Source organism: Rhodoferax sp. (genome assembly GCF_028688795.1).
Taxonomy (GTDB): Bacteria; Pseudomonadota; Gammaproteobacteria; order Burkholderiales; family Burkholderiaceae_C; genus Rhodoferax.
Genome location: NZ_JAQTXM010000001.1, coordinates 26296 through 46159, shown reverse-complemented (window position 1 = coordinate 46159; position 19864 = coordinate 26296). Strand labels below are relative to the sequence as shown.

Below are 19864 nucleotides of genomic sequence, written 5' to 3'. Positions count from 1 at the left end.
GTGCGCCGCAAAGTTTCAGCCTAGGCTTTGTAGGTTGAGCAAGGCCGCTTCAATGGCAGCAGCGGTCACCAACGGTTTTTCCATGGGAAACAGGTGGCTGCCATCGAGCATCATGATGCGGCCCTGGGTGATGCGCTGGGTCAGGGCCATTCCCACCTGACGGATTTCAGCAGAGTGGGTGCCGCCCATGAACGCCACCGGGCATTTGACCGGGTGGCGTTTGATGAGTGCCTCAAAGTTACTTGGCAAGGTGTTGTAAATAGCGGTTTCCACCTCACGCTCAAAGCTCAGCACACGCTGGGTGTGGCCATTGACCAACTCATCGTGGGTGCCATGGGCGATGTAATCCGCCAGCACTTGTGGGTGCCATTTAGAGAAGGCTTTTTTGCTCTTGAAATGCGCCAGCGCTGCGTCAGCATCGGGCCAATGCTTGCGCCGCTTGCGGCTCACCGCGCCGGGCGACACCGAGCCCACAAGTTGTGTGTGTTTGGCCAGCCCCAAGGCAGCGGCACGCCAGCCACCCACAATGGGCGAATCCAGCAGCAACACGCCGCGTACCAGCTTGGGGGCCTGGCTGGCAGCCATCAAACTCAGGAAGCCACCCAATGAGTGGCCCACCAGAAAGACAGGCTCTTTTGTTTCATCGACCGTGGCCTGCGTGAAATCCACCAATTGCTGCACCAGGTGCGGCCAGTTGTTGGTGACCGGGTAACGCGGGTCGTGGCCAAATTGGTCAATGGCCGACACAGCAAAGCCACGGGCCGTCAATTCCCCAAACAACATGCCATAGGTGGCCGCGCCGAAACTGTTGGCGTGGGAGAAAACGATGGGGGTAAGGGCTTTGCGGTGCATTTTGATCAGTTGGTAACAGAGCAAATTTGCTTCGCAAATCTTGGTCTGTCACGCAAAGTATCAGATTAACTTTTCTTGCGGCGTGCTGATTTTCTTTAGGGGCAGGTTGCGTCCAGAGGATTGCATCAGCGGCACGCTGGTTTGCTCGCCGTTCCACATGGGGTCTTCAATGCTGTCAAACACCTCGCGGAGTTTCACGCCCCAGCTGTTGTGCATCATTTTGAAGTAGGGGTTGTTTTCGTCAATGCAGACGATTTTGTCGGTGTGGAACTGGTTGGCCTCATACACCACCAAGTCCAGTGGCAGACCCACCGACAGGTTGGACTTAAGGGTTGAGTCCATCGACACCAGCGCGCACTTGGCAGCCTCATCCAGTGGGGTTGCGGGGGTAATGACGCGGTCAAGCACCGGCTTGCCGTATTTGGATTCACCGACCTGGAAGTAAGGCGTCTCAGGTGTGGCTTCAATGAAGTTACCAGCCGAATACACCTGGAACAGGCGCATGGCTTCGCCCTTGATCTGGCCACCAAAAATCAACGACACATTGAAGTCAACCCCGGCTTGCTTGAGCGATTCTGCATCGCGCTCGTACACATGGCGAATGGCCGCACCCAGCACGCGGGCCACATCAAACATGCTTTTGGCGTTCCAGATGGTGATGGGTTCGCTGTCAGGGTGTTCCTTGAGTTGCTCAACTTGCAAAATCTCGCGCACCGACTGCGAAATGCTCAGGTTGCCGGCCGACAACAACACCATGAAGCGGTCGTCTGGCTTCTCGTAGACGATCATTTTGCGGAAAGTGCTGATCTGGTCCAGGCCGGCGTTGGTGCGGGAGTCGGACAAGAAAACCAGTCCGGCATTGAGTTTGATGGCGACGCAGTAAGTCATATTTTGAAGTGTGGAAAAGTCTTTTTCAGGAACGAAGGATTGTCCGGCATATCAGGGCGCATCCTGGCTTCGACGCAAGTTCGATGCCAATTACTGGCTTGGTATCTGATTGTTTGGCCCACTGATCGGCCGGCGGGGTTGCCTCGCCCCAGCGCGAGAACCCAAACTGTGTTCAGCCCAACGGCTGGAAATCAGCGGGTTTTGATGCCATAAACGCCAAGAGCAACAGTCGTTGCACCTACGCCGAACTGCCAATCTTCTTCAACCGGTACAACGCCTCGAGCGCCTCACGCGGGCTTAATTCATCAGGATTAATGGCTGAAAGCGCCGTATCCAATGCGCTAGAAGCTACTGATTCGATAGCGGGTGGCTCGGCAAACAAATCGACCTGCGCCTGGGATTGGCTGGCCTGTGACTCAAGGGCCGCCAGCGTGTGGCGGGCGTGGTTAAGCACCGCGGCCGGCATGCCCGCCAGCCGTGCCACCTGAATGCCGTAGCTTTTGCTGGCCGGGCCAGGCTGAATTTCGTGCAGAAACACAATGTCGCGGCCAGACTCAGCGGCGCTCACATGCACGTTGACAGCGCCGTGGTGGGTGGCGGGAAACTCGGTGAGCTCAAAGTAGTGCGTGGCAAACAGCGTGTATGCCTGGGTTTTGTCATGCAGCTGTGTGGCAATCGCGCTGGCCAGCGCCAAGCCGTCAAAGGTGCTGGTGCCGCGGCCAATTTCGTCCATCAACACCAGCGAATTCGGTGTGGCTGCGTGCAGGATCTGGGCACCTTCGAGCATCTCCAGCATGAAGGTTGATCGCGCGTTGGCCAGGTCATCGGCGGCGCCAATGCGGGTGTGGATGGCATCAATGGGGCCCAGGCGGCAACTGGCCGCAGGCACATAACTGCCCATGCTGGACAGAAGGGTGATCACCGCAATTTGCCGCATGTAGGTTGATTTACCGCCCATGTTGGGGCCGGTGATGATTTGCATGCGCTGCTTTGGCCCTAAATGCGTGTCGTTGGCGATGAAGGCGCCCGAGCTGGTTTCGGCGAGGCGCGCCTGCACCACGGGGTGGCGGCCCTGGATGATGTCCAGACAGGGCTCTTTGGCAAACTGGGGGGCGCACCAGTCAAGTGTCAGGCTGCGCTCGGCCAGGGCACACAGGGCGTCCAGCGTGGCCAGCGCGCGGGCCAGCCGGGTCAGGGCGGGCACATGCGCTTGCAGGGCATCGAGCAGCTGCTCGTACAGCCATTTTTCACGCGCCAGGGCACGCTCTGAGGCACTTAAGGCTTTGTCTTCAAAGGCTTTGAGCTCGGGGGTGATGAAACGCTCGGCATTTTTCAGGGTTTGGCGGCGGCGGTAGTCGTCAGGCACTTTATCTAGCTGGCCTTGCGACACTTCGATGAAGAAGCCATGCACCCGGTTGAACTGCACACGCAAGTTGGCAATGCCGGTGCGGGCTTTTTCGCGCCCTTCCAGGTCCAGCAGAAAGCTGTCGCAGTTGGTCTGGATGGCGCGTAACTCGTCGAGTTCAGCATCAAAGCCCGTGGCGATCACACCGCCATCGCGCACCAGAGCGGCGGGTTCGGGCGCAATGGCGTGGGCCAACAATTCAGCGCAACCTTCCGGTGGCATTAGTTGCTCTGAAATATGAGTCAAATTGACCTCTAGCCCTTTAATAATGGGCGAAAGACGCTCTGTTTTTTGTAGTGTTTTCAACAGGCCTAGAAGCTCACGCGGACGTGCCTGGCGCAGCGCGATGCGGGCGGTGATGCGCTCCACATCGGTGCTGCCTTTGAGCTGATCGCGCAAGGCTTGCCACAAGCCGGTGGATGCACTGGGCTGGGAAGCTCGCAGCACGGCAATGGCGTTCAGGCGTTGTTGGGCTTGCGCGCGGTCACGTTTGGGCTGCAGCAGCCAGCTCTTAAGCAGGCGGCTGCCCATGCCGGTCATGCAGGTGTCCAGCAGCGAAAACAGGGTGGGTGACTCTTCGCCGCGCAGGGTTTGGGTGAGCTCCAGGTTGCGCCGGGTGGTTTGGGGCAGGTCGATGAGTTCGCCCGCGCGCTGCACCCGCACGCTGTGAATGTGGGTGAGGGGGCGGCCTTGCGTGTGTTGGGCATAAGCCAGCAGGGCGGCAGCAGCGGCGTGAGCTTGAGGCAGGTCTTGTGCACCCCAGGCACTCAAGGTGGCTGCGTTCAGGTGGGTGAGCAGGGTGCGTTGGCCCAGCCCGGCATCAAACTGCCAGTCGGGCCGCACGCTTACCGACACGCTGGTGCCGCAGGCAGTACGCAGCTTTGACTCAAACGCTGGCGTGGCCCCGGCGCTGAAGATTAATTCGCCAGCACCAATGCGCAGCACCCACTCCGCCAGCTCGTCGCTGGCGCATTCGGCCAGCATCACCTCGCCTTGCGTCACGCTTAGCCAGGCCAGTCCGCAGGTGTTGCGCGCGCCTTGGTACACCGCCAGCAGCAGCGATTCGGTCTTATCGGCCAGCAGTTCAATGTCAGTCAACGTGCCAGGGGTCACCACCCGAACCACCTTGCGCTCGACCGGTCCTTTGGACGTGGCTACGTCGCCCACCTGCTCGCAAATGGCTACTGATTCGCCCAGCTTGATCAGGCGCGCCAAGTAGGTGTCCACCGCGTGGAACGGCACGCCAGCCATCACCACAGGCTGCCCGGCAGACTGGCCGCGCTGTGTCAGGGTGATGTTGAGCAGTCGGGCGGCTTTTTCGGCATCGGCATAAAACAGCTCGTAAAAATCCCCCATTCGGTAAAACAGCAGGGTGTCGGGGTAGTCGGCTTTGAGGCCCCAGTACTGGGCCATCATGGGGGTGTGGGCGGGTGCGGTGTCGGTCATCGGGTGAAGTCTAGCAAGTTCATCTGCGACGCCGCTGCGCGTTGCGTGCCGGGCGGTCTCAAGTCCGAGTTCCAGCATCCATGGCGTCAAATTGTTGTAAGGACGCCTTGACGCTGACCATGGCGGCTTGAAGTTTCTCCAGTAAGGGCTGTATCGCTTGGGCGTCGCCGTTTCTCAGCGCTTCCTCTGCGGTCCTGGCCAAGCTTGCCAGTTCATGGGCCTGCAACAAACCGGCAATGCCACTCAGACCATGCAGCAAATGAAGAGCCGCTTCCGGGTTGTGACTGCTGATCTGGTGGTGGGCTGCATCGATGTCATCGCCATGCTGCAACATGAACCTGTGCAGGATATCCGCATATTTTTTGGCATCCCCGCCAAACGTAGCCAGGCCAGCGGCGATATCCAGCCCGGGCAGCTTGCTGACAGCGCTCATATTCCGTGGCGCGAAAGCTGTTTGATTGATCGATTGCCCAACAATAGACCGGCGTTCTGCCACCAGCAGGTCCAGCAGATCTTCAACGTCCAGCGGCTTGACGATATGCCCCACCATGCCGGCCAGCCGGGTTTTTTCATGGTCTTCGGGCTGGGCAAAGGCGGTGATGGCAATGATGGGCAAATCAACCAGGCCGAGCTCTTCGCGGATGATTCGGGTCGCGGTGTAGCCGTCCATCAGCGGCATCTGGATGTCCATCAGTACCGCGTCAAAATGATCAGCGCCCAAGCCAAGTGTCTGCACCGCGGCAATGCCGTCTCCAACCAGCACCACCTTGGCGCCGGCGCGGGTGAGGATTTGCTCAATCACCTCCTGATTGAGTGGGTTGTCTTCGGCCACCAGCAGGCGCAGGCCTGCCAGCCGCACATTGCTGATGGCGGCTGCTGGAAGAACTGAGGGGTAGTCCCCAGAGTACGCGCCTTCCACTGCTTCCAGCAGACTACTTGGCAACATGGGTTTGGTGACAATGCCGTCAAGTTCAATGTCATCGCTGGCGGCCACCGCCCGCTCCAGTTCAAAAAAAGGTGCCATCAAGACCACCAAAGGCAAACCAATGCCGGGTGTCAAATAGGCTTGGCGGAGCATCTCCAGTCCATTCATGTCCGGCATTTGCCAGTCCAGCAACATCAGGTCGTAGTCTTCACCTGCTGCAGCACTGCGATGCAACTCTTGCAAACCTTCGGCACCGGAATTGACTGCACTGGCGTGCCAGCCGAAGCCAGCGCAGGTTCGCATCAAGATATCGCGGCCAAGGGCTTGGTCATCCACAATCAAGATACTCAGGTTTGACGGGACACCTTCTGGTGCCGTTTGGGGCAGGTTGCAGCCCAGGGTCAATGGCACTTCCAGGTGAAATTCGCTGCCTTGTCCAAGGGTGCTTTCAACCCAGATTCGCCCACCCATCAAGGTAGCGAGCCGCGTGCTGATGGCCAAACCCAAGCCGGTGCCACCATACATGCGGCTGGTGGAGGCATCGGCTTGTGTGAATGCATCAAAAATTGCGCTGAGTTGATCGGGCGCAATGCCAATGCCGGTATCACGTACGCAGATTCGCAGATTGATTTCACCGCCTGGCGGCGACTCTGCACGGCGCACCGAGACCACGATTGCGCCCGTGCTGGTGAATTTGACTGCGTTGCTGGTCAGGTTCAGCAAAATCTGCTGCAAGCGCAAAGCGTCGCCAACCAGCGCGTCAGGAACGTCGGGTGCCAAGTCAAAAAAAGCCTCAAGAGGCTTGTGCGCCAGGCTGACACCGATAACCGTCGCCGCAGTGTGCAGGATGGCGTTCAAAGAAAAGGGGGCGTGCTCCAGTCGCAATTCGCCAGCTTCAATTTTAGAGTAATCAAGTATGTCGTCAATCAGGGTGCGCAGGGCCTGCGCCGATAGTTTGATTTTTTCAGCATAGTCGCGCTGACGACGGCTCATTGATGAGTCGGTCAACAGCCCGGCTAGCCCGACGACGGCATTGAGGGGCGTGCGCAGCTCATGGCTCATGGTGGCCAGGAAGGACCCCTTGGCGCGGCTGGCGGCCTCTGCATCACGGGCTTTGGTGGTCAGCTCAGCGTTGAGTGTTTCAATTTCTTGGGTTCGCTTTGCGACCAATTCTTCCAGGTGCTGGCGGTGTTGCTCCAGCTCCGCCTCGGCTGCCTTGCGTGCGGTGATGTCCAGGAACGATACCACCACAGTGGCAGGCAAGGGGTCTCCAGGATCGAACATGGGCACAGCATTGACCGAGACCCATGTCAGCTTGGCATTGGGTTTGTAAATTCCCATGATGACGTTCAATTGCGGCTTTCCCGTGCGCAACGCCGTCCGACTGGGACGGATTTCTGCCGGGAATTCAGAGCCGTCTTCATGAATGGTTCGCCATCGCGGATCAAGCGCCCGTCCGCTCGGCATCGCCTCGGGTGACAGGCCCAGAAGGCGTTCGGCTGCATCATTCCACGTTGTGACGGATCCGTCACGCGCAAGCGTGACAATGGCCTCGGTCAGTGCCGACACGACGCTGTAGTACCTGACTTCACTGGCTTGCAGTTTTTCTTGCGACTCGATTCTGTCCGTGATGTCCCGTGACAGCACAACAAAGCGTTCCTCACCCCGTTCTGCTGCTTTGCGAGAAACCGAAAGCTCAAACCATTTTTTGCCCTGTGGCAGGGCCAGCGGAAACTGTTTGCCATTGGAGAAGCCAAATTGATTCGCTTCCTGCAAGGCGGCCATGACGACAGCTGCTGAAGCGGCTGGCATCGTGTCGGCTACCAGCGTTGCCATCAGGTCTTGCGGCGGCGCAACCAGCAACTCGGTGCGTGGGCTGTAAAAGTCATAGTAACGACCATCCAGACCAAGTTCAAACATCAAATCAGGGATGGCTTCTAGCGTGGCACGGATCTTGGCCTCACTCAGACGCAGCGCTTCTTCGGCTTGTTTGCGCACGCTGATATCAGTCAGCACAATGCGCTGCGTTGGCAAACCTTCTTCATCCAGCACGACGCTGGCCACCAGCTGTGCCCAAAATTGGATGCCGTCCTTTTTGACCATCCGCAACTCGTCAGTTTGCGTTTTGCCAGTGTCGATGAGCCGCCTGCGTAACAAATAAAAGCTGTCTTGGTCGGTTTGGCGTATAAATTGAAATAACGAGCGATTAACCATTTCGCTTCGGGTCAGTCCCAACAGTGTGGCCACACTCAGATTGGCTTGCAGGATCAACCCGGTGGCGCTGATGGTGCAATAACCCACCGGGGCCAGGTCGTAGAGATCGAAATAGCGCGCATTGGCATTCGCCAACTGCACTTGTGCGCGGCGCAGTTCGTCGTTTTGCAGTTCCAGCTCAATCTGGTGCACGCTCAGTTCGTGGATGACTTGCCTGATGGACTCAATGGACATAGAATCCATTGGCCCCAACGATGGATCAATGCCTTCACTAAGGATAGCTTGCGCCCGTTGGCGAATGGCGGCTGCAGAGCTGGTCAATGCGGTGTCTCTGGCAGATCGGTTTGTTGGGGCAGTCATTGAATATTCTCCGTGAGCTCTATACCTATCTTTGGCACACTGTACAGTTCAGCCGAAAGACATGGGCAGATTTTTAAACGAGAGGCAGGTGTGATGACAAATGCGGAGATGCGGGCGGTCACCCATGATTGATTCCAACGACCGGCAGTTGTTGTTCAACCAGATTCCCATGGCGGTGTCGCTCAGTTTGGAGAGTGACGGTTTGTATGTGGATGTCAATGCCGAGTGGACGCGGCTCACGGGCATGAGTGCACAGCAGGTGCTGGGGCGCAACTCGGTGGATGTGGGCATGTGGCCCAGTGTGGCCCAGCGCAGCGAGGCCTTGGCGGCCTTGCGTGACACCGGCGAACTGCGCGATCTTCACCTGACGCTTGACAGGCACGGCCATGCCCCACTGGTGCTGCAGGTGAATGTGGTGCGTCTGGAATTGCGTGGCGTGCGCTACTTGCTGAGTTACCTGAAAGATGTCACTGACGCGCAGGCGGCCCAAGTGGCCTTGCGGGCCAGCGAGCAGTTGCTTCTGGTGACCAATGCACGTTTGAAGCAGCAACTTGCTATGTTTGAGGCCATGGAAAGTCTGGCCTCGGTGGGGTACTGGACATCTGCTGATGACCAGCAGCGTCTGGTTTGGTCCAAAGGACTGTACCAGTTGGCGGGCTTGCCGCCGGGGTCAGTCCAGACCAGCACGGACGCGCAAAGCCGCATTCATCCAGACGACCTGCCCGCGTTCGCCCAGGCGCAGCACGTTTTGGATGGCCAAATCCTGGAATACCGCTGGCAGCACCCGGATGGCAGCTTGCATTGGCACCGCACACGCATACAACGTTTGAACGACGACAGCTTTGGGGCATCGGCTCAGGCGTTTGGCATGGTGCAGGACATCACCCGTGAGCGCGAAGTTGCGCTGGACTTACGCGACAAGCTGGGGTTTATTCAGAAAATCACCAGCCGTTTCAGGGCCCTGACGGAGTTGTCGTCCGACTGGTACTGGGAGCAAGACGAACAGTTCAGGTTTGTACAGGTGGCAGGCAATCTGGAAGCATTGAACGTCTTGCCTCGCGGCAACTACGTCGGTAAGACCCGGTGGAACTCTGGTGTTGAGGGTGTCAGCCCGTCGCAGTGGGACGCGCACCGGGCAGCGCTTGCCGCACATGAGGTGTTTCATGACTTTGAAATGCAGCGGCTGCGGCCTGACGGCTCGCTGATGTGGGCTGCCATCAGCGGTGCCCCGATGTTTGATGCCGCTGGCAAATTTACGGGCTACCAAGGCATTGGGCGCGACATCACGGAGCGCAAACTGGCAGAGGAAAAAATTGAGCGTCTGGCGTTTTATGACGCGCTCACTGGTTTACCAAACCGACGCCTTTTGACCGAGCGTCTGCATGTGGCGCTGCTGGGCGCGGCCCGGCATGACCAGTGCGGCGCGGTGTTGTTCATTGATCTGGACAACTTCAAGGATCTGAACGACACCATGGGCCATGATGTCGGCGACATGCTGTTGTGCCAGGTGGCTGCGCGGCTGCAGAGCAGCGTGCGTGAAGTGGACACCGTGGCCCGGCTGGGCGGCGATGAATTTGTGGTGGTGCTGGAAGACCTTGGCAGCGACATTGAAGCCGTCACGGCGCGGGTTGAACAGGTGGGAAGAAAGATTCTTGCCAAACTCAACCAAGTCTACCTGCTGGGCATGCAGGAGCACCACAGCACGCCCAGTTTGGGCGTGGCCTTGTTATGCAAACAAGTGGAGTCGGTGGAAGAACTGCTCAAGCGGGCCGATTTGGCGATGTACGAGAGCAAGGCGGCCGGGCGCAACACCATGCGGTTTTTTGACCCGGCCATGCAGGCCATGGTGGCGCAGCGCACCGCAGTGGAGCGAGATTTGCGCTTGGCGCTTGAGCGCTCTGAGTGGGTGCTGCATTACCAGCCAGTGGTAGACCGCCATGGCGTGGTGGTGGGCGTTGAGGCGTTGGTGCGCTGGCAGCACCCCAAACGGGGACTTTTGGCACCGGGCGAATTCATTGCCCAAGCTGAACACACGGGGCTGATCGTGCCGCTGGGTCAATGGGTGCTGCGCACGGCCTGCGAGCAACTGGTGAGCTGGCGCGGCCAGCCAGACACCGCTGGGCTCACCATGGCTGTTAATGTGAGTGCGCGTCAGTTTCGGCACCCCGATTTTGTTGACCAGGTGCTCCATGTGCTGCGTTCTACCGGTGCCGACCCACACTTGCTCAAGCTTGAAATCACCGAGAGCCTGCTGGTTATCGACATGCCGGACGTGATTGACAAAATGCAAAACCTGCGCGATGCCCATGTGTCGTTTGCGCTGGATGATTTTGGTACCGGCTATTCCAGCCTGTCCTACCTCAAGCGCCTGCCACTGGACCAGCTCAAGATCGATCAGTCGTTTGTGCGCGATGTGTTGGCTGACCTGAGCGATGCCGCCATTGCCAACATGGTGCTGACATTGGGGCAAAGCCTGAATTTACGGGTGGTGGCGGAAGGTGTGGAAGAGCGGGGTCAATTTGAATTTTTACTTCAAAGTGGCTGCGCTTTCTTTCAGGGCTATTTGTTCAGCAAGCCCGTGCCGATTGAGCAACTGCGCCTGGGGCGCCTGGCGCCCCCACCTGATTAAAACGGTGCGTCTGGCAGACTGGGCGCGGGCGCTGTGGGCTCGGCTTCTTCTGCCGTCACGTTGGCCAACTCTGTCGCCTTGGCCATTTCAGCCACTGTTGCCCGTACCGTGGCCTTGTCGCCAGCCCCGGCAAACTTGCTGTACTTGCCAAGCAAAGCCACCATTTGGCCGTAAATACGCGGGTTGGCCGCCATGCATTCTTTTTGTTCCAGAAAATTGGCATCGCCTGAGAAATTGCCCACCAAGCCACCGGCTTCGGTGATCAGCAGTGAGCCCGCAGCCACGTCCCAGGGCTGCAGGCCTGTCTCGAAAAAACCATCGGTAAAGCCGGCGGCTACATAAGCCAAATCCAGCGCGGCAGACCCGGGGCGCCGCAAACCGGCAGTGCGCGGAATCATGTCGCCCATGATGCGCAGGTAGGTGTTGATGTCGTCTTCCTGACGGTACGGGAATCCGGTGGAAATCAGGCACTCTTGCAAGCGGGTGCGCTTGGCCACGCGAATGCGGCGGTTGTTCACGTAAGCACCCCGGCCTTTGGTAGCGGTGAAGAGGTCGTTGCGTGTTGGGTCGTAGATGACGGCTTGTTCAACCTTGCCCTTGACGGCCAGCGCAATGCTCACGCAGTACACCGGCAGGCCGTGGATGAAGTTGGTGGTGCCGTCCAGCGGGTCGATGATCCAGACAAAATCAGAGTCTTGCGCGCCATGCACGCGGCCAGATTCTTCGGCCCAGATGGCGTGGCCGGGGTAGGCGCCCAGCAGGGTTTCGATGATGAGTTCTTCAGAGGCCTGGTCCACTTCGGTCACGAAGTCGTTGACTTGTTTTTGCGACACGCGGACCGATTCCACGTCAAGTGCGGCGCGGTTGATGATGGCGCCAGCAGCGCGGGCGGCCTTCACGGCCACGTTGATCATGGGGTGCAAGTTTGAAGGATTCATAGATTTTGTTGTGGCGCCAAAGGTAAAACCCGGTGCCTGTGTAATGGATGAGCGTCTGTGCTGTTCGACGATGCGGGCAGCGACAATACGCCATTTTAACGGCCCCGACCATGCAGACCCGATTTATCCTGATCAACACCAGCCATGCCGGCAATGTCGGCGCTGCCGCGCGGGCCATGAAAACCATGGGTTTTGATGATCTGGTGCTGGTGGCGCCGCGTTGGGCCAACGTGCTCAATCGTGAGGAAACCATCCAGCGCGCCAGTGGTGCGCTGGATGTGCTTAAAAACGCCCGCATCGTCGACACCCTTGACGAGGCACTGGATGGCATGACCCACCTGTGTGCAACAGCCATGACCCCGCGTGACTTTGGCCCGCCCACCACCACGCCGCGCAAGCATTTTGATTTGCTATTAAAAAAAGAGCTATTAATGCAAGAGGAACAGGGGATGGAGCCTGAAAACGCTAAAAATATGGGCATCGCCTTCTTGTTTGGCTCAGAGCGCTTTGGCATGCGCAACGAAGACGTGTACCGCTGCCATGTGTGCCTGAGCATTCCCAGCAACCCCAAGTTTGGCTCCCTCAATCTGGGTGCCGCCCTGCAAGTGATTGCCTATGATTGGCGCGAGGCGCTTGCAGCGTACCCGGTGGAAGCCGCCACCAACGTGCCCGTGCTGGCTGATGCGGCCCAAGTGGCGGGCATGCTGGCGCACTTGGAGAAGGCGCTCACCCATATTGGCTTTCTGGACCCTGAGTCACCCAAAAAACTCATGCCCCGCCTGAATCAGCTCTTTAATCGGGCCGGGTTGACCCAGGAAGAAATTCACATTCTGCGCGGCATGGCCAAGATGATGATCAAACCGCAAACTTTGCCCCAACCCCTGCTGGCCTCAGAGGTTTGCACCAAAGATTAGACTCAAACGATGTTTTCAAGACTCAAATCCGACGTTCAATGCATCCTGGAGCGCGACCCGGCAGCGCGTAGCAACTGGGAGGTGCTGACCTGTTACCCGGGCCTGCACGCCGTCATGCTGCACCGCCTGGCGCACTACTTTTGGACGCGTGACTTCAAGTGGCTTGGGCGTTTCACTTCGCACATGGCCCGGTTTTTGACCGGCATTGAGATCCACCCCGGTGCCAAAATTGGTGAGCGGGTGTTTTTTGACCATGCCATGGGCGTGGTGGTCGGCGAAACCGCTGAAATTGGTGACGGCTGCACCATTTACCAGGGTGTGACGCTGGGCGGTACCTCGCTTTACAAGGGCACCAAGCGCCACCCCACGCTGGGCCGTGGCGTGGTGGTGGGGGCGGGTGCGCAGGTGCTGGGTGGTTTTACCGTGGGCGACGGCGCCAAGGTGGGCTCTAATGCGGTGGTCACCAAGCCGGTGCCGGCAGGGGCTACAGCGGTGGGCAACCCGGCACGCATCATCCAGGCCGATCAAGATGTCAAGCGTGAAGAAGTGGCGTCCAAAATGGGCTTTTCCGCCTACGGCGTCACGCAAAATGACGACCCGTTAAGCCAAGCCATGCGCGGCCTGATCGACAACGCTGCCACTCAGGAACATCAAATCGCCATGTTGTGGCACGCCATCGAGCAACTCAATTGCCCGCGCCAGGTGGCCACCATCGTCCCGCTAGATGCCGCGCTGCATGAGCATTTTGAGGCCGACAAACTCAATCAGCTGGTTGGCAAATAAGCTATGACACTGGACTCGCTGAAACGCCGCCTTTATGCCCGCTTTGATCTCAGGCACGACCAGGCCGAACTGGCCGATATTGATGCCACGTTCCGCAGCGGTGTGGAGTTTCGCGGCACCAATTTGTGGGTGCTGATTTTTGCGATTCTGATTGCCTCCATTGGCCTGAACGTCAATTCCACCGCCGTGGTGATTGGTGCCATGCTGATCTCGCCCTTGATGGGGCCCATCATGGCGCTGGGCTACGGCGCAGGCATCAACGACTCGGCCCTGATGCGCTCATCGCTGTTCAATCTGGGTCTGGCAGCACTCATCAGCTTGGTTGCCTCCACGCTTTATTTCTGGATCACACCGCTGACGCAGGCGCATTCAGAATTGCTGGCGCGCACCACACCGTCGATTTGGGACGTGCTGATTGCGCTTTTTGGTGGCCTTGCCGGGGTGATTGGCGTCACGCGCCAGGTTAAATCCAACCTGATTCCGGGCGTGGCCATTGCCACTGCCTTGATGCCGCCGTTGTGCACCGCTGGCTATGGGCTGGCCACCGGCAACCTGTCGTATTTTTTGGGCGCGTTTTACCTGTTTGCCATCAACTGCGTGTTCATTGCCATTGCCACCTTGATGATGGTGCGTGTGATGCGCCTGCCCAGTTTGTCCATTCTCGAAACCCGATCTTTGTTCAAGCGGCGCACCGTGGTCGGTGTAGTGGTGCTGTTGACCTTGGTTCCGAGTGTGTTTTTGGCCGTGAATCTGGTGCAGCGCGAGTGGTTTGACTCGCACGCTGCCCGATTCGTGCAGGAGGTGCTGCGCGCCAAACCCAATGTGCTGGTGGTCTCGCAAGAGCCCAACTTCAAGGCGCGGCAATTGCGCGTCAACTTGGTGGGTGACCGTCTGTCAGAGGCCGACATCAAGGCCGTTGAGCAGCGCTTGCCCGAGTACGGTTTGCCCGATGTCAAATTGGCGCTGGTGCAGTCTGGCCAGGCCATGTTGGACATGAACCTGGTCAAGAAAGACCTGCTCAATGAGTTTGTGCAGTCCAACCGTGTGGATATTGCCGAGCGTGAAGCCCGCATCGCCGCGCTGCAAGGCCAGTTGCAGGCGGAGCAAAAGGCAGCCGCCTCAGAGTTGCCGTTGCAGGCCATTTACCGCGAGGTGCAAGCGCAGTTTCCGCAGGCTTTGCAACTCAGTGTGAGTTCGGGATTGCAGTCGGTGGCTGCCAAGCCTGGCGCACCGCTTCAATCGCAGACCACTCGACCTTTGCTGCTGGTGCAGTTGCAATTGCGCAATGCCTTGGGCGACGATGAGCAAGAGCGCCTGCGCCAGGGGCTGCGAACCCGAGCCGGTTTGGCTGATGTACAGGACGTGCGGCTGGAGGTGTTGGTGGTTGCGCCGGCCAAGCCCGCACCGGTGGTCAAAAAGAAGCGTTAAGCGCGCTTTGCCGTTGCGATAAAGATCGGCCAATGGGATGGCATTTGACCGGTAGGGCGTGAAATAGCCAAAAAGTTGCTGCATTATTCGTAGCTGCTTACACAATATCTTAAAGGGCTAGAGGCTGATTTTCTTTAAGAAAATGTGCGCACGGCGGTTTTTGGTCGAAAGGCTTTGCACACGGCCTCATCAGCTTCCAGGTACGGCCCGCCAATCAGGTCAATGCAGTAAGGCACGGCGGCGAAGATACCAGGGACGACTGATTTGCCATCGGCGTCACGCAGGCCTTCCAGCGTTTCGGCAATCGATTTGGGCTGGCCGGGCAGGTTGATGATGAGGGTTTTGTCCCGGATCACCGCCACTTGCCTTGACAGGATGGCAGTGGGCACAAAGTTCAGGCTGATTTGGCGCATTTGCTCGCCAAAGCCCGGCATCTCTTTGTGGGACACGGCCAATGTGGCCTCAGGGGTGACGTCGCGCAGGGCCGGGCCGGTACCCCCGGTGGTCAAAACCAGGGCGCAACCGGCGTCCACCAGCTCAATCAACGCGGCTTGAATAGCGGCTTGTTCGTCGGGGATCAGGCGCGGCTCAAACTGCAGCGGGTTTTTCAGGGCGCGGGTCAGCCAGTCTTGCAGGGCGGGCAGTCCTTTGTCGACGTAGACCCCGCTTGAGGCGCGGTCGCTCACCGACACAATACCTATCTTGACCGGTGGGTAGGGGTTGGCGGCTGGCGTGTTCATGACGCCTCGTTGGCTGGGTTAAAGACAGGTGGCTCAGGCTCACGCGTGGGAATAGCGGTTAGGTGCTCGCGCACCAGTTGAAAAATGTCCCTGTACGCACGGCCATGGCGCGGGGCAGCGCCGGGTTTTTCAGGTTTGGCATCTTTGCGCGCCTGGCGAATCAGGGCGCGCAGTTGTTGTGTGTCGGTGCCAGGGTTCAGTGCAATCCATTGCTCGGCGGCGTCATCAACGGCAACCAGACGGTCACGCCAAACCTCGGCTTGGTGCAGCGCCAGGTTGTCTGACGCTGAGCCGTTGGCCTGCTCATCAATCGCCTTTTTGACCGCTTCCAGCACCTCAGGTTCGAGCTTGCGCATCATCTTGCCGATGTACTGCATCAGGCGGCGCTTGCCTTCAAAGTTGGTGATGCGCTTGGCCTCTGCAATGGCGTCCTGGAATTTTTCAGACAGGGCCAGGCGCGCCAGCAGATCAGCGCGCAGGGTCAACAACTCGGCCCCGATTTTTTGCAGCTCGGTGCTTTCGCGTTTCAGGTCGGTGCGGCTTTGGTCGTCGGTGCCTTTGAGCTCGGCTTTAAGCTCAATATCGCGTTCGCTGCCCTCGGCTACGAACTCACCGCGCACAAAATAGCCTTTTTTAAGTTTTCTTGACATAGCCAAGTATCATAGCCGCGCCATGAAAAAATCCAACACGACTTCGCGCGCAGCCCCTGCGCGCCGCGCTCTCCGCCCCATTGCAGCCCAGCCCGACAGCGGTTTTGCCTACAGCCGTGCCTTTTTTGAAGGTTTGGTCGACAGCGCCATCAGCCATGCCAAGAAACTTGGGGCTACCGACGCCGCCGCACACGCCTCCGAGGGCTGCGGCCTGAGCGTTTCGGTGCGCAAGGGTGAGCTGGAAAACGTCGAGCGAAACCGCGACAAATCCCTTGGCATCACGGTGCACATGGGGCAACGCCGCGGCAATGCCAGTACCTCTGATTTTTCGCTGGCTGCCATCAAGCAAACCGTGCAGGCCGCATTTGACATTGCCCGCTTCACGGCAGAAGACCCGTTTGCCGCGTTGCCCGACGAGGCAGACATTGCGCCGCCCCAAGAGCAGCGCACAGACCTTGAGTTATTTTTCCCCTGGGCCATCACCAGCGAGCAAGCCGCACTGATTGCGCTTGAGACCGAAGCGGCGGCGCTCAAGGTGGACAAACGCATCACCAACAGCGAAGGCGCTGGCGTGTCAGCCCAGCAGTCGCACTTTTTCAGTGCGCACACGCACGGGTTCAGGGGTGGTTATGCCAGTTCACGCCATTCGCTGTCGGTGTCGCCGATTGCGGGCAAGGGCGACGACATGCAGCGTGATGCCTGGTACAGCTCGCAGCGCGATGCGTTGGAGCTGGCTTCGCCTGAGGCCGTCGGCCGTTATGCCGCAGAGCGTGCATTGAGCCGGCTCAAGGCGCGCAAGATTGCCACCACCGAGTGCCCGGTGTTGTTTGAGTCGCCGCTGGCCGCTGGCCTGTTGGGGAGCTTTGTGCAGGCCATCAGCGGTGGTGCCCTTTACCGTAAAAGCACTTTTTTGATGGATTCGTTGGGCAAGTCTGTGTTTCCAAAACACATCGACATTTTGGAAGACCCGTTCATCAAGCGTGGCAAGGGCAGCTCACCGTTTGATGATGAAGGCGTGCGGGTGCAGGCGCGCAGCGTGGTTGAAGCCGGCAAAGTGCAGGGTTACTTTTTGGGCAGTTATTCCGCCCGCAAACTGGGCATGAAAACCACCGGCAATGCGGGTGGCTCGCACAACCTGGTGCTTAGCTCGCGCCAGACGCGTGCGGGCGACGACCTGGATGCCATGTTGCAGCGTTTGGGTACTGGCTTGTTCGTCACCGAACTAATGGGCAGTGGTGTCAATTACGTCACCGGTGATTATTCACGCGGCGCCAGTGGTTTTTGGGTGGAAAACGGCCGCATTGCTTACCCGGTGCATGAGATCACCATTGCCGGCAACATGAAGGCCATGCTCAAGGGCATCGTTGCGGTTGGTGCTGACACGTATAACTATGGCGCCAAAACTGTGGGGTCGATTTTGGTCAACAAGATGAAGGTGGCGGGGAGCTGAGGTGAATCAGCTGCCGCTGACCGATGCGGACATTTCCCGCATTGTTGAAATGGCTTGGGAAGATCGCACCACATTCGAGGCGATTGAGGTTCAGTTTTGCCTGAACGAGTCTGCGGTGGTGTCACTGATGCGGCTGCACATGAAACCGTCTTCTTTTCGCATGTGGCGCAAACGCATGGCCGGCCGCGCGACCAAACACGCGGCGCTGCGTGATGGCAATGTGCAGCGACACCGCGCAAGCCACACGCGTCAGTAGTCGCTCTGGCCAACGTCGACCTGAAGATTTAGCCTATGGGTGGCCCAGCCGGGGCAGTGGATGCTGGCAAAGCTCCGGCTGCGTGGCGCTTAATGCCCCAGAATCTTCGACAAGAAGTCTTTGCTGCGTTCGTTTTGCGGGTTGTTGAAAAAGTCGTGCGGGTTGTTTTGCTCGACGATTTGGCCCTGGTCCATGAAGATCACGCGGTCGGCCACGGCCTTGGCAAAGCCCATTTCGTGCGTAACACACAGCATGGTGATGCCTTCGTTGGCCATTTCGATCATCACGTCCAGCACTTCCTTGATCATTTCGGGGTCAAGCGCGCTGGTGGGTTCGTCAAACAGCATGATTTTTGGTTTCAGGCACAGGGCACGGGCAATGGCCACGCGCTGTTGCTGACCACCTGAGAGCTGCAACGGGTATTTGTTGGCCTGCTCGGCAATGCGCACGCGGTTGAGCTGGATCATGGCCTTTTCTTCGGCCTCTTTTTTGGGCAATTTGCCCACCCACATCGGTGACAAGGTCAGGTTTTCCAGCACGGTCAAGTGGGGGAACAGGTTGAACTGCTGGAACACCATGCCGACTTCTTTGCGAACTTTGTCGATGGACTTGACATCGTCAGTGAGTTCGGTGCCGTCCACCGTCAGGTGGCCTTGCTGGTGTTCTTCCAGGCGATTGATGCAGCGGATCAGGGTGGATTTGCCGGAGCCTGAGGGCCCGCAAATCACGATGCGTTCGCCTTTGGCCACAGTCAGGTCAATGTCGCGCAACACATGAAAGTTGTTGCCGTACCACTTGTTGACTTTGTCGAAGGTGATGATGGGGGAGGGGGTTGATGTATCAGCCATGATATTTTTTCAAAATAATGTTCAGCGAAGTTTGCTTTTGTTGACTTGCGTTTCAACCCAGTGGCTGTAGCGCGACATGGAGAAGCAAAACACAAAGTAAATCAGCGCAATAAAGATGTAGCCTTCAATGGTGAACGGCCGCCAGTTGGCGTCTGAATTGAGCGCCAGGCTCATGGCGCCGGTCAACTCATACAGGCTCACAATGGTCACCAATGAGGTATCTTTGAAGGTGGAAATGAAGTTGTTCATGATGCCCGGCACCACCATAGCCAGCGCTTGTGGCAGCACAATCTTGCGTTGCGTTTGCCAGTAGCTCAGGCCCAGCGTGGCGGCTGCCTCAACCTGGCCCTTGGGTACGGCCTGCAAGCCGCCGCGAATCACCTCAGCCGAATAGGCTGCTGCAAACAGGGTGATACCCACCAGAACCCGGATCAGCACATCAATCTTGACGCCCGGCGGCATGAACAAGGGGAACATGAACGACGCCATGAACAGCACCGAAATCAGCGGCACACCGCGAATCAGCTCCACATAAATGGTGCAAAAGCTGCGGATGGCGGGCAAGTTGGAGCGCCGCCCAAGCGCGATCAGCAACGCCAATGGGAACGACATCACCAAAGACAGTGAGGCCAGCAAAATGGTCAGCGGCAGCCCGCCCCAGCGGTCAGTGTCGACCTGGCTCAAGCCCAAGGTGTTGCCATACATCAACGCAAAGAAGACACCCAACACCGCAACCCACAACACGGGTAGCCATGCCTTCCAGAACATGCGCATGCAGCTGGCCACCAGCAGGCCAATCAGTAGCGTGGTGGCTACGAGTGGGCGCCATTGCTCTTCAAATGGGTAACGGCCAAAAATGATGATGCGGTATTTTTCCGTGATCACGCCCCAGCAGGCGCCCGCACCGTCAGCCCGGCAGGCTTCATAGTTGGGTGCCCAGACCGCCTTGACGATGGCCCAGTTGATGATTTGTGGCACCAGCCACAACAGGACTGCGGCAATGGTCACGGTGGCCAGCGACGTTTTCCAGTCGGCCAGCAAATTGGCTTTGACCCAGGCCACCGGGCCTTCGGTATTGACCGGGGCCGGACGTGCTGCAATCGGTTTAAAAGTAGTGGTGTTCATGGTGTAGCTCACT

General features: G+C 58.4%; 15 protein-coding genes. 6 read left to right on the top strand and 9 right to left on the bottom strand.

The annotated features are described in order from the left end of the window. Positions 1-15 precede the first annotated feature (15 nt). The 4 genes from PHQ58_RS00220 to PHQ58_RS00205 form a co-directional block, all read right to left on the bottom strand. Complete coding sequence (locus PHQ58_RS00220; RefSeq protein ID WP_300105572.1) at positions 16-852, bottom strand: alpha/beta hydrolase; 837 nt, start codon at positions 850-852, stop codon at positions 16-18. Positions 853-912: 60 nt separating this feature from the next. After that, positions 913-1740 carry a proteasome-type protease gene (locus tag PHQ58_RS00215; protein WP_300105570.1) on the bottom strand — a complete coding sequence of 276 codons (828 nt, stop codon included), beginning with the start codon at positions 1738-1740 and terminating at the stop codon, positions 913-915. 238 nt (positions 1741-1978) lie between these two features. Further along, complete coding sequence (gene mutS, locus PHQ58_RS00210; RefSeq protein ID WP_300105568.1) at positions 1979-4591, bottom strand: DNA mismatch repair protein MutS; 2613 nt, start codon at positions 4589-4591, stop codon at positions 1979-1981. Positions 4592-4649: 58 nt separating this feature from the next. After that, positions 4650-8090, bottom strand: coding sequence for a PAS domain-containing hybrid sensor histidine kinase/response regulator (locus tag PHQ58_RS00205; protein ID WP_300105566.1), 3441 nt, complete (start codon positions 8088-8090; stop codon positions 4650-4652). A gap of 124 nt (positions 8091-8214) precedes the next feature. On the opposite strand from PHQ58_RS00205, the gene PHQ58_RS00200 reads away from it, so the two are divergent. After that, entirely contained in the window at positions 8215-10719 is a 2505-nt protein-coding gene (locus PHQ58_RS00200) for an EAL domain-containing protein (protein ID WP_300105564.1), read from the top strand. Here PHQ58_RS00200 and PHQ58_RS00195 read toward each other — a convergent pair. Then, positions 10716-11657: an inositol monophosphatase family protein gene (locus PHQ58_RS00195; RefSeq protein WP_300105562.1), complete on the bottom strand. Its 942-nt coding sequence runs from the start codon at positions 11655-11657 to the stop codon at positions 10716-10718. The two genes, PHQ58_RS00200 and PHQ58_RS00195, sit on opposite strands and share 4 nt — an antisense overlap. A gap of 110 nt (positions 11658-11767) precedes the next feature. Here PHQ58_RS00195 and PHQ58_RS00190 point away from each other — a divergent pair, with 110 nt between their 5' ends. The 3 genes from PHQ58_RS00190 to PHQ58_RS00180 are packed head-to-tail and all read left to right on the top strand — an operon-like array spanning position 11768 to position 14782. Further along, the gene (locus PHQ58_RS00190; RefSeq protein WP_300105560.1) at positions 11768-12571 is read left to right on the top strand and encodes an RNA methyltransferase; all 804 of its coding nucleotides are present in this window, start codon (positions 11768-11770) and stop codon (positions 12569-12571) included. A gap of 9 nt (positions 12572-12580) precedes the next feature. After that, positions 12581-13354, top strand: a complete 774-nt coding sequence (gene cysE / locus PHQ58_RS00185) for a serine O-acetyltransferase (protein ID WP_300105558.1) — start codon at positions 12581-12583, stop codon at positions 13352-13354. A gap of 3 nt (positions 13355-13357) precedes the next feature. Next, positions 13358-14782, top strand: a complete 1425-nt coding sequence (locus PHQ58_RS00180) for a DUF389 domain-containing protein (protein WP_300105557.1) — start codon at positions 13358-13360, stop codon at positions 14780-14782. Between the two features lie 134 nt (positions 14783-14916). On the opposite strand, the gene mog is transcribed toward PHQ58_RS00180, so the two are convergent. Then, complete coding sequence (mog, locus tag PHQ58_RS00175; RefSeq protein ID WP_300105555.1) at positions 14917-15522, bottom strand: molybdopterin adenylyltransferase; 606 nt, start codon at positions 15520-15522, stop codon at positions 14917-14919. Next, a complete protein-coding gene (gene yjgA / locus PHQ58_RS00170; protein ID WP_300105553.1) occupies positions 15519-16172 on the bottom strand; it encodes a ribosome biogenesis factor YjgA in 654 nt (217 codons plus the stop codon). Before yjgA ends, mog begins: the two co-directional genes overlap by 4 nt. A gap of 22 nt (positions 16173-16194) precedes the next feature. On the opposite strand from yjgA, the gene pmbA reads away from it, so the two are divergent. Both pmbA and PHQ58_RS00160 read left to right on the top strand, forming a co-directional pair. After that, entirely contained in the window at positions 16195-17622 is a 1428-nt protein-coding gene (gene pmbA, locus PHQ58_RS00165; RefSeq protein ID WP_300105551.1) for a metalloprotease PmbA, read from the top strand. 1 nt (position 17623) lies between these two features. Further along, positions 17624-17878: a TIGR03643 family protein gene (locus PHQ58_RS00160; RefSeq protein WP_300105549.1), complete on the top strand. Its 255-nt coding sequence runs from the start codon at positions 17624-17626 to the stop codon at positions 17876-17878. An 89-nt stretch (positions 17879-17967) separates the two neighbouring features. Here the strand turns inward: PHQ58_RS00160 and PHQ58_RS00155 are convergent, their stop codons facing one another. Then, positions 17968-18726, bottom strand: coding sequence for an amino acid ABC transporter ATP-binding protein (locus tag PHQ58_RS00155; protein WP_300105548.1), 759 nt, complete (start codon positions 18724-18726; stop codon positions 17968-17970). Between the two features lie 21 nt (positions 18727-18747). Continuing rightward, on the bottom strand, positions 18748-19851 hold the full coding sequence (locus PHQ58_RS00150) for an amino acid ABC transporter permease (RefSeq protein WP_300105546.1): 1104 nt from the start codon (positions 19849-19851) through the stop codon (positions 18748-18750). Positions 19852-19864: the final 13 nt, after the last annotated feature.

Excerpts from the sequence above, each read along its gene's own strand:
- PHQ58_RS00220 (WP_300105572.1), bottom strand. The coding sequence starts at position 852 with ATGCACCGCAAAGCCCTTACCCCCATCGTTTTCTCCCACGCCAACAGT.
- PHQ58_RS00215 (WP_300105570.1), bottom strand. The coding sequence starts at position 1,740 with ATGACTTACTGCGTCGCCATCAAACTCAATGCCGGACTGGTTTTCTTG.
- mutS (WP_300105568.1), bottom strand. The coding sequence starts at position 4,591 with ATGACCGACACCGCACCCGCCCACACCCCCATGATGGCCCAGTACTGG.
- PHQ58_RS00205 (WP_300105566.1), bottom strand. The coding sequence starts at position 8,090 with ATGACTGCCCCAACAAACCGATCTGCCAGAGACACCGCATTGACCAGC.
- PHQ58_RS00200 (WP_300105564.1), top strand. The coding sequence starts at position 8,215 with ATGATTGATTCCAACGACCGGCAGTTGTTGTTCAACCAGATTCCCATG.
- PHQ58_RS00195 (WP_300105562.1), bottom strand. The coding sequence starts at position 11,657 with ATGAATCCTTCAAACTTGCACCCCATGATCAACGTGGCCGTGAAGGCC.
- PHQ58_RS00190 (WP_300105560.1), top strand. The coding sequence starts at position 11,768 with ATGCAGACCCGATTTATCCTGATCAACACCAGCCATGCCGGCAATGTC.
- cysE (WP_300105558.1), top strand. The coding sequence starts at position 12,581 with ATGTTTTCAAGACTCAAATCCGACGTTCAATGCATCCTGGAGCGCGAC.
- PHQ58_RS00180 (WP_300105557.1), top strand. The coding sequence starts at position 13,358 with ATGACACTGGACTCGCTGAAACGCCGCCTTTATGCCCGCTTTGATCTC.
- mog (WP_300105555.1), bottom strand. The coding sequence starts at position 15,522 with ATGAACACGCCAGCCGCCAACCCCTACCCACCGGTCAAGATAGGTATT.
- yjgA (WP_300105553.1), bottom strand. The coding sequence starts at position 16,172 with ATGTCAAGAAAACTTAAAAAAGGCTATTTTGTGCGCGGTGAGTTCGTA.
- pmbA (WP_300105551.1), top strand. The coding sequence starts at position 16,195 with ATGAAAAAATCCAACACGACTTCGCGCGCAGCCCCTGCGCGCCGCGCT.
- PHQ58_RS00155 (WP_300105548.1), bottom strand. The coding sequence starts at position 18,726 with ATGGCTGATACATCAACCCCCTCCCCCATCATCACCTTCGACAAAGTC.
- PHQ58_RS00150 (WP_300105546.1), bottom strand. The coding sequence starts at position 19,851 with ATGAACACCACTACTTTTAAACCGATTGCAGCACGTCCGGCCCCGGTC.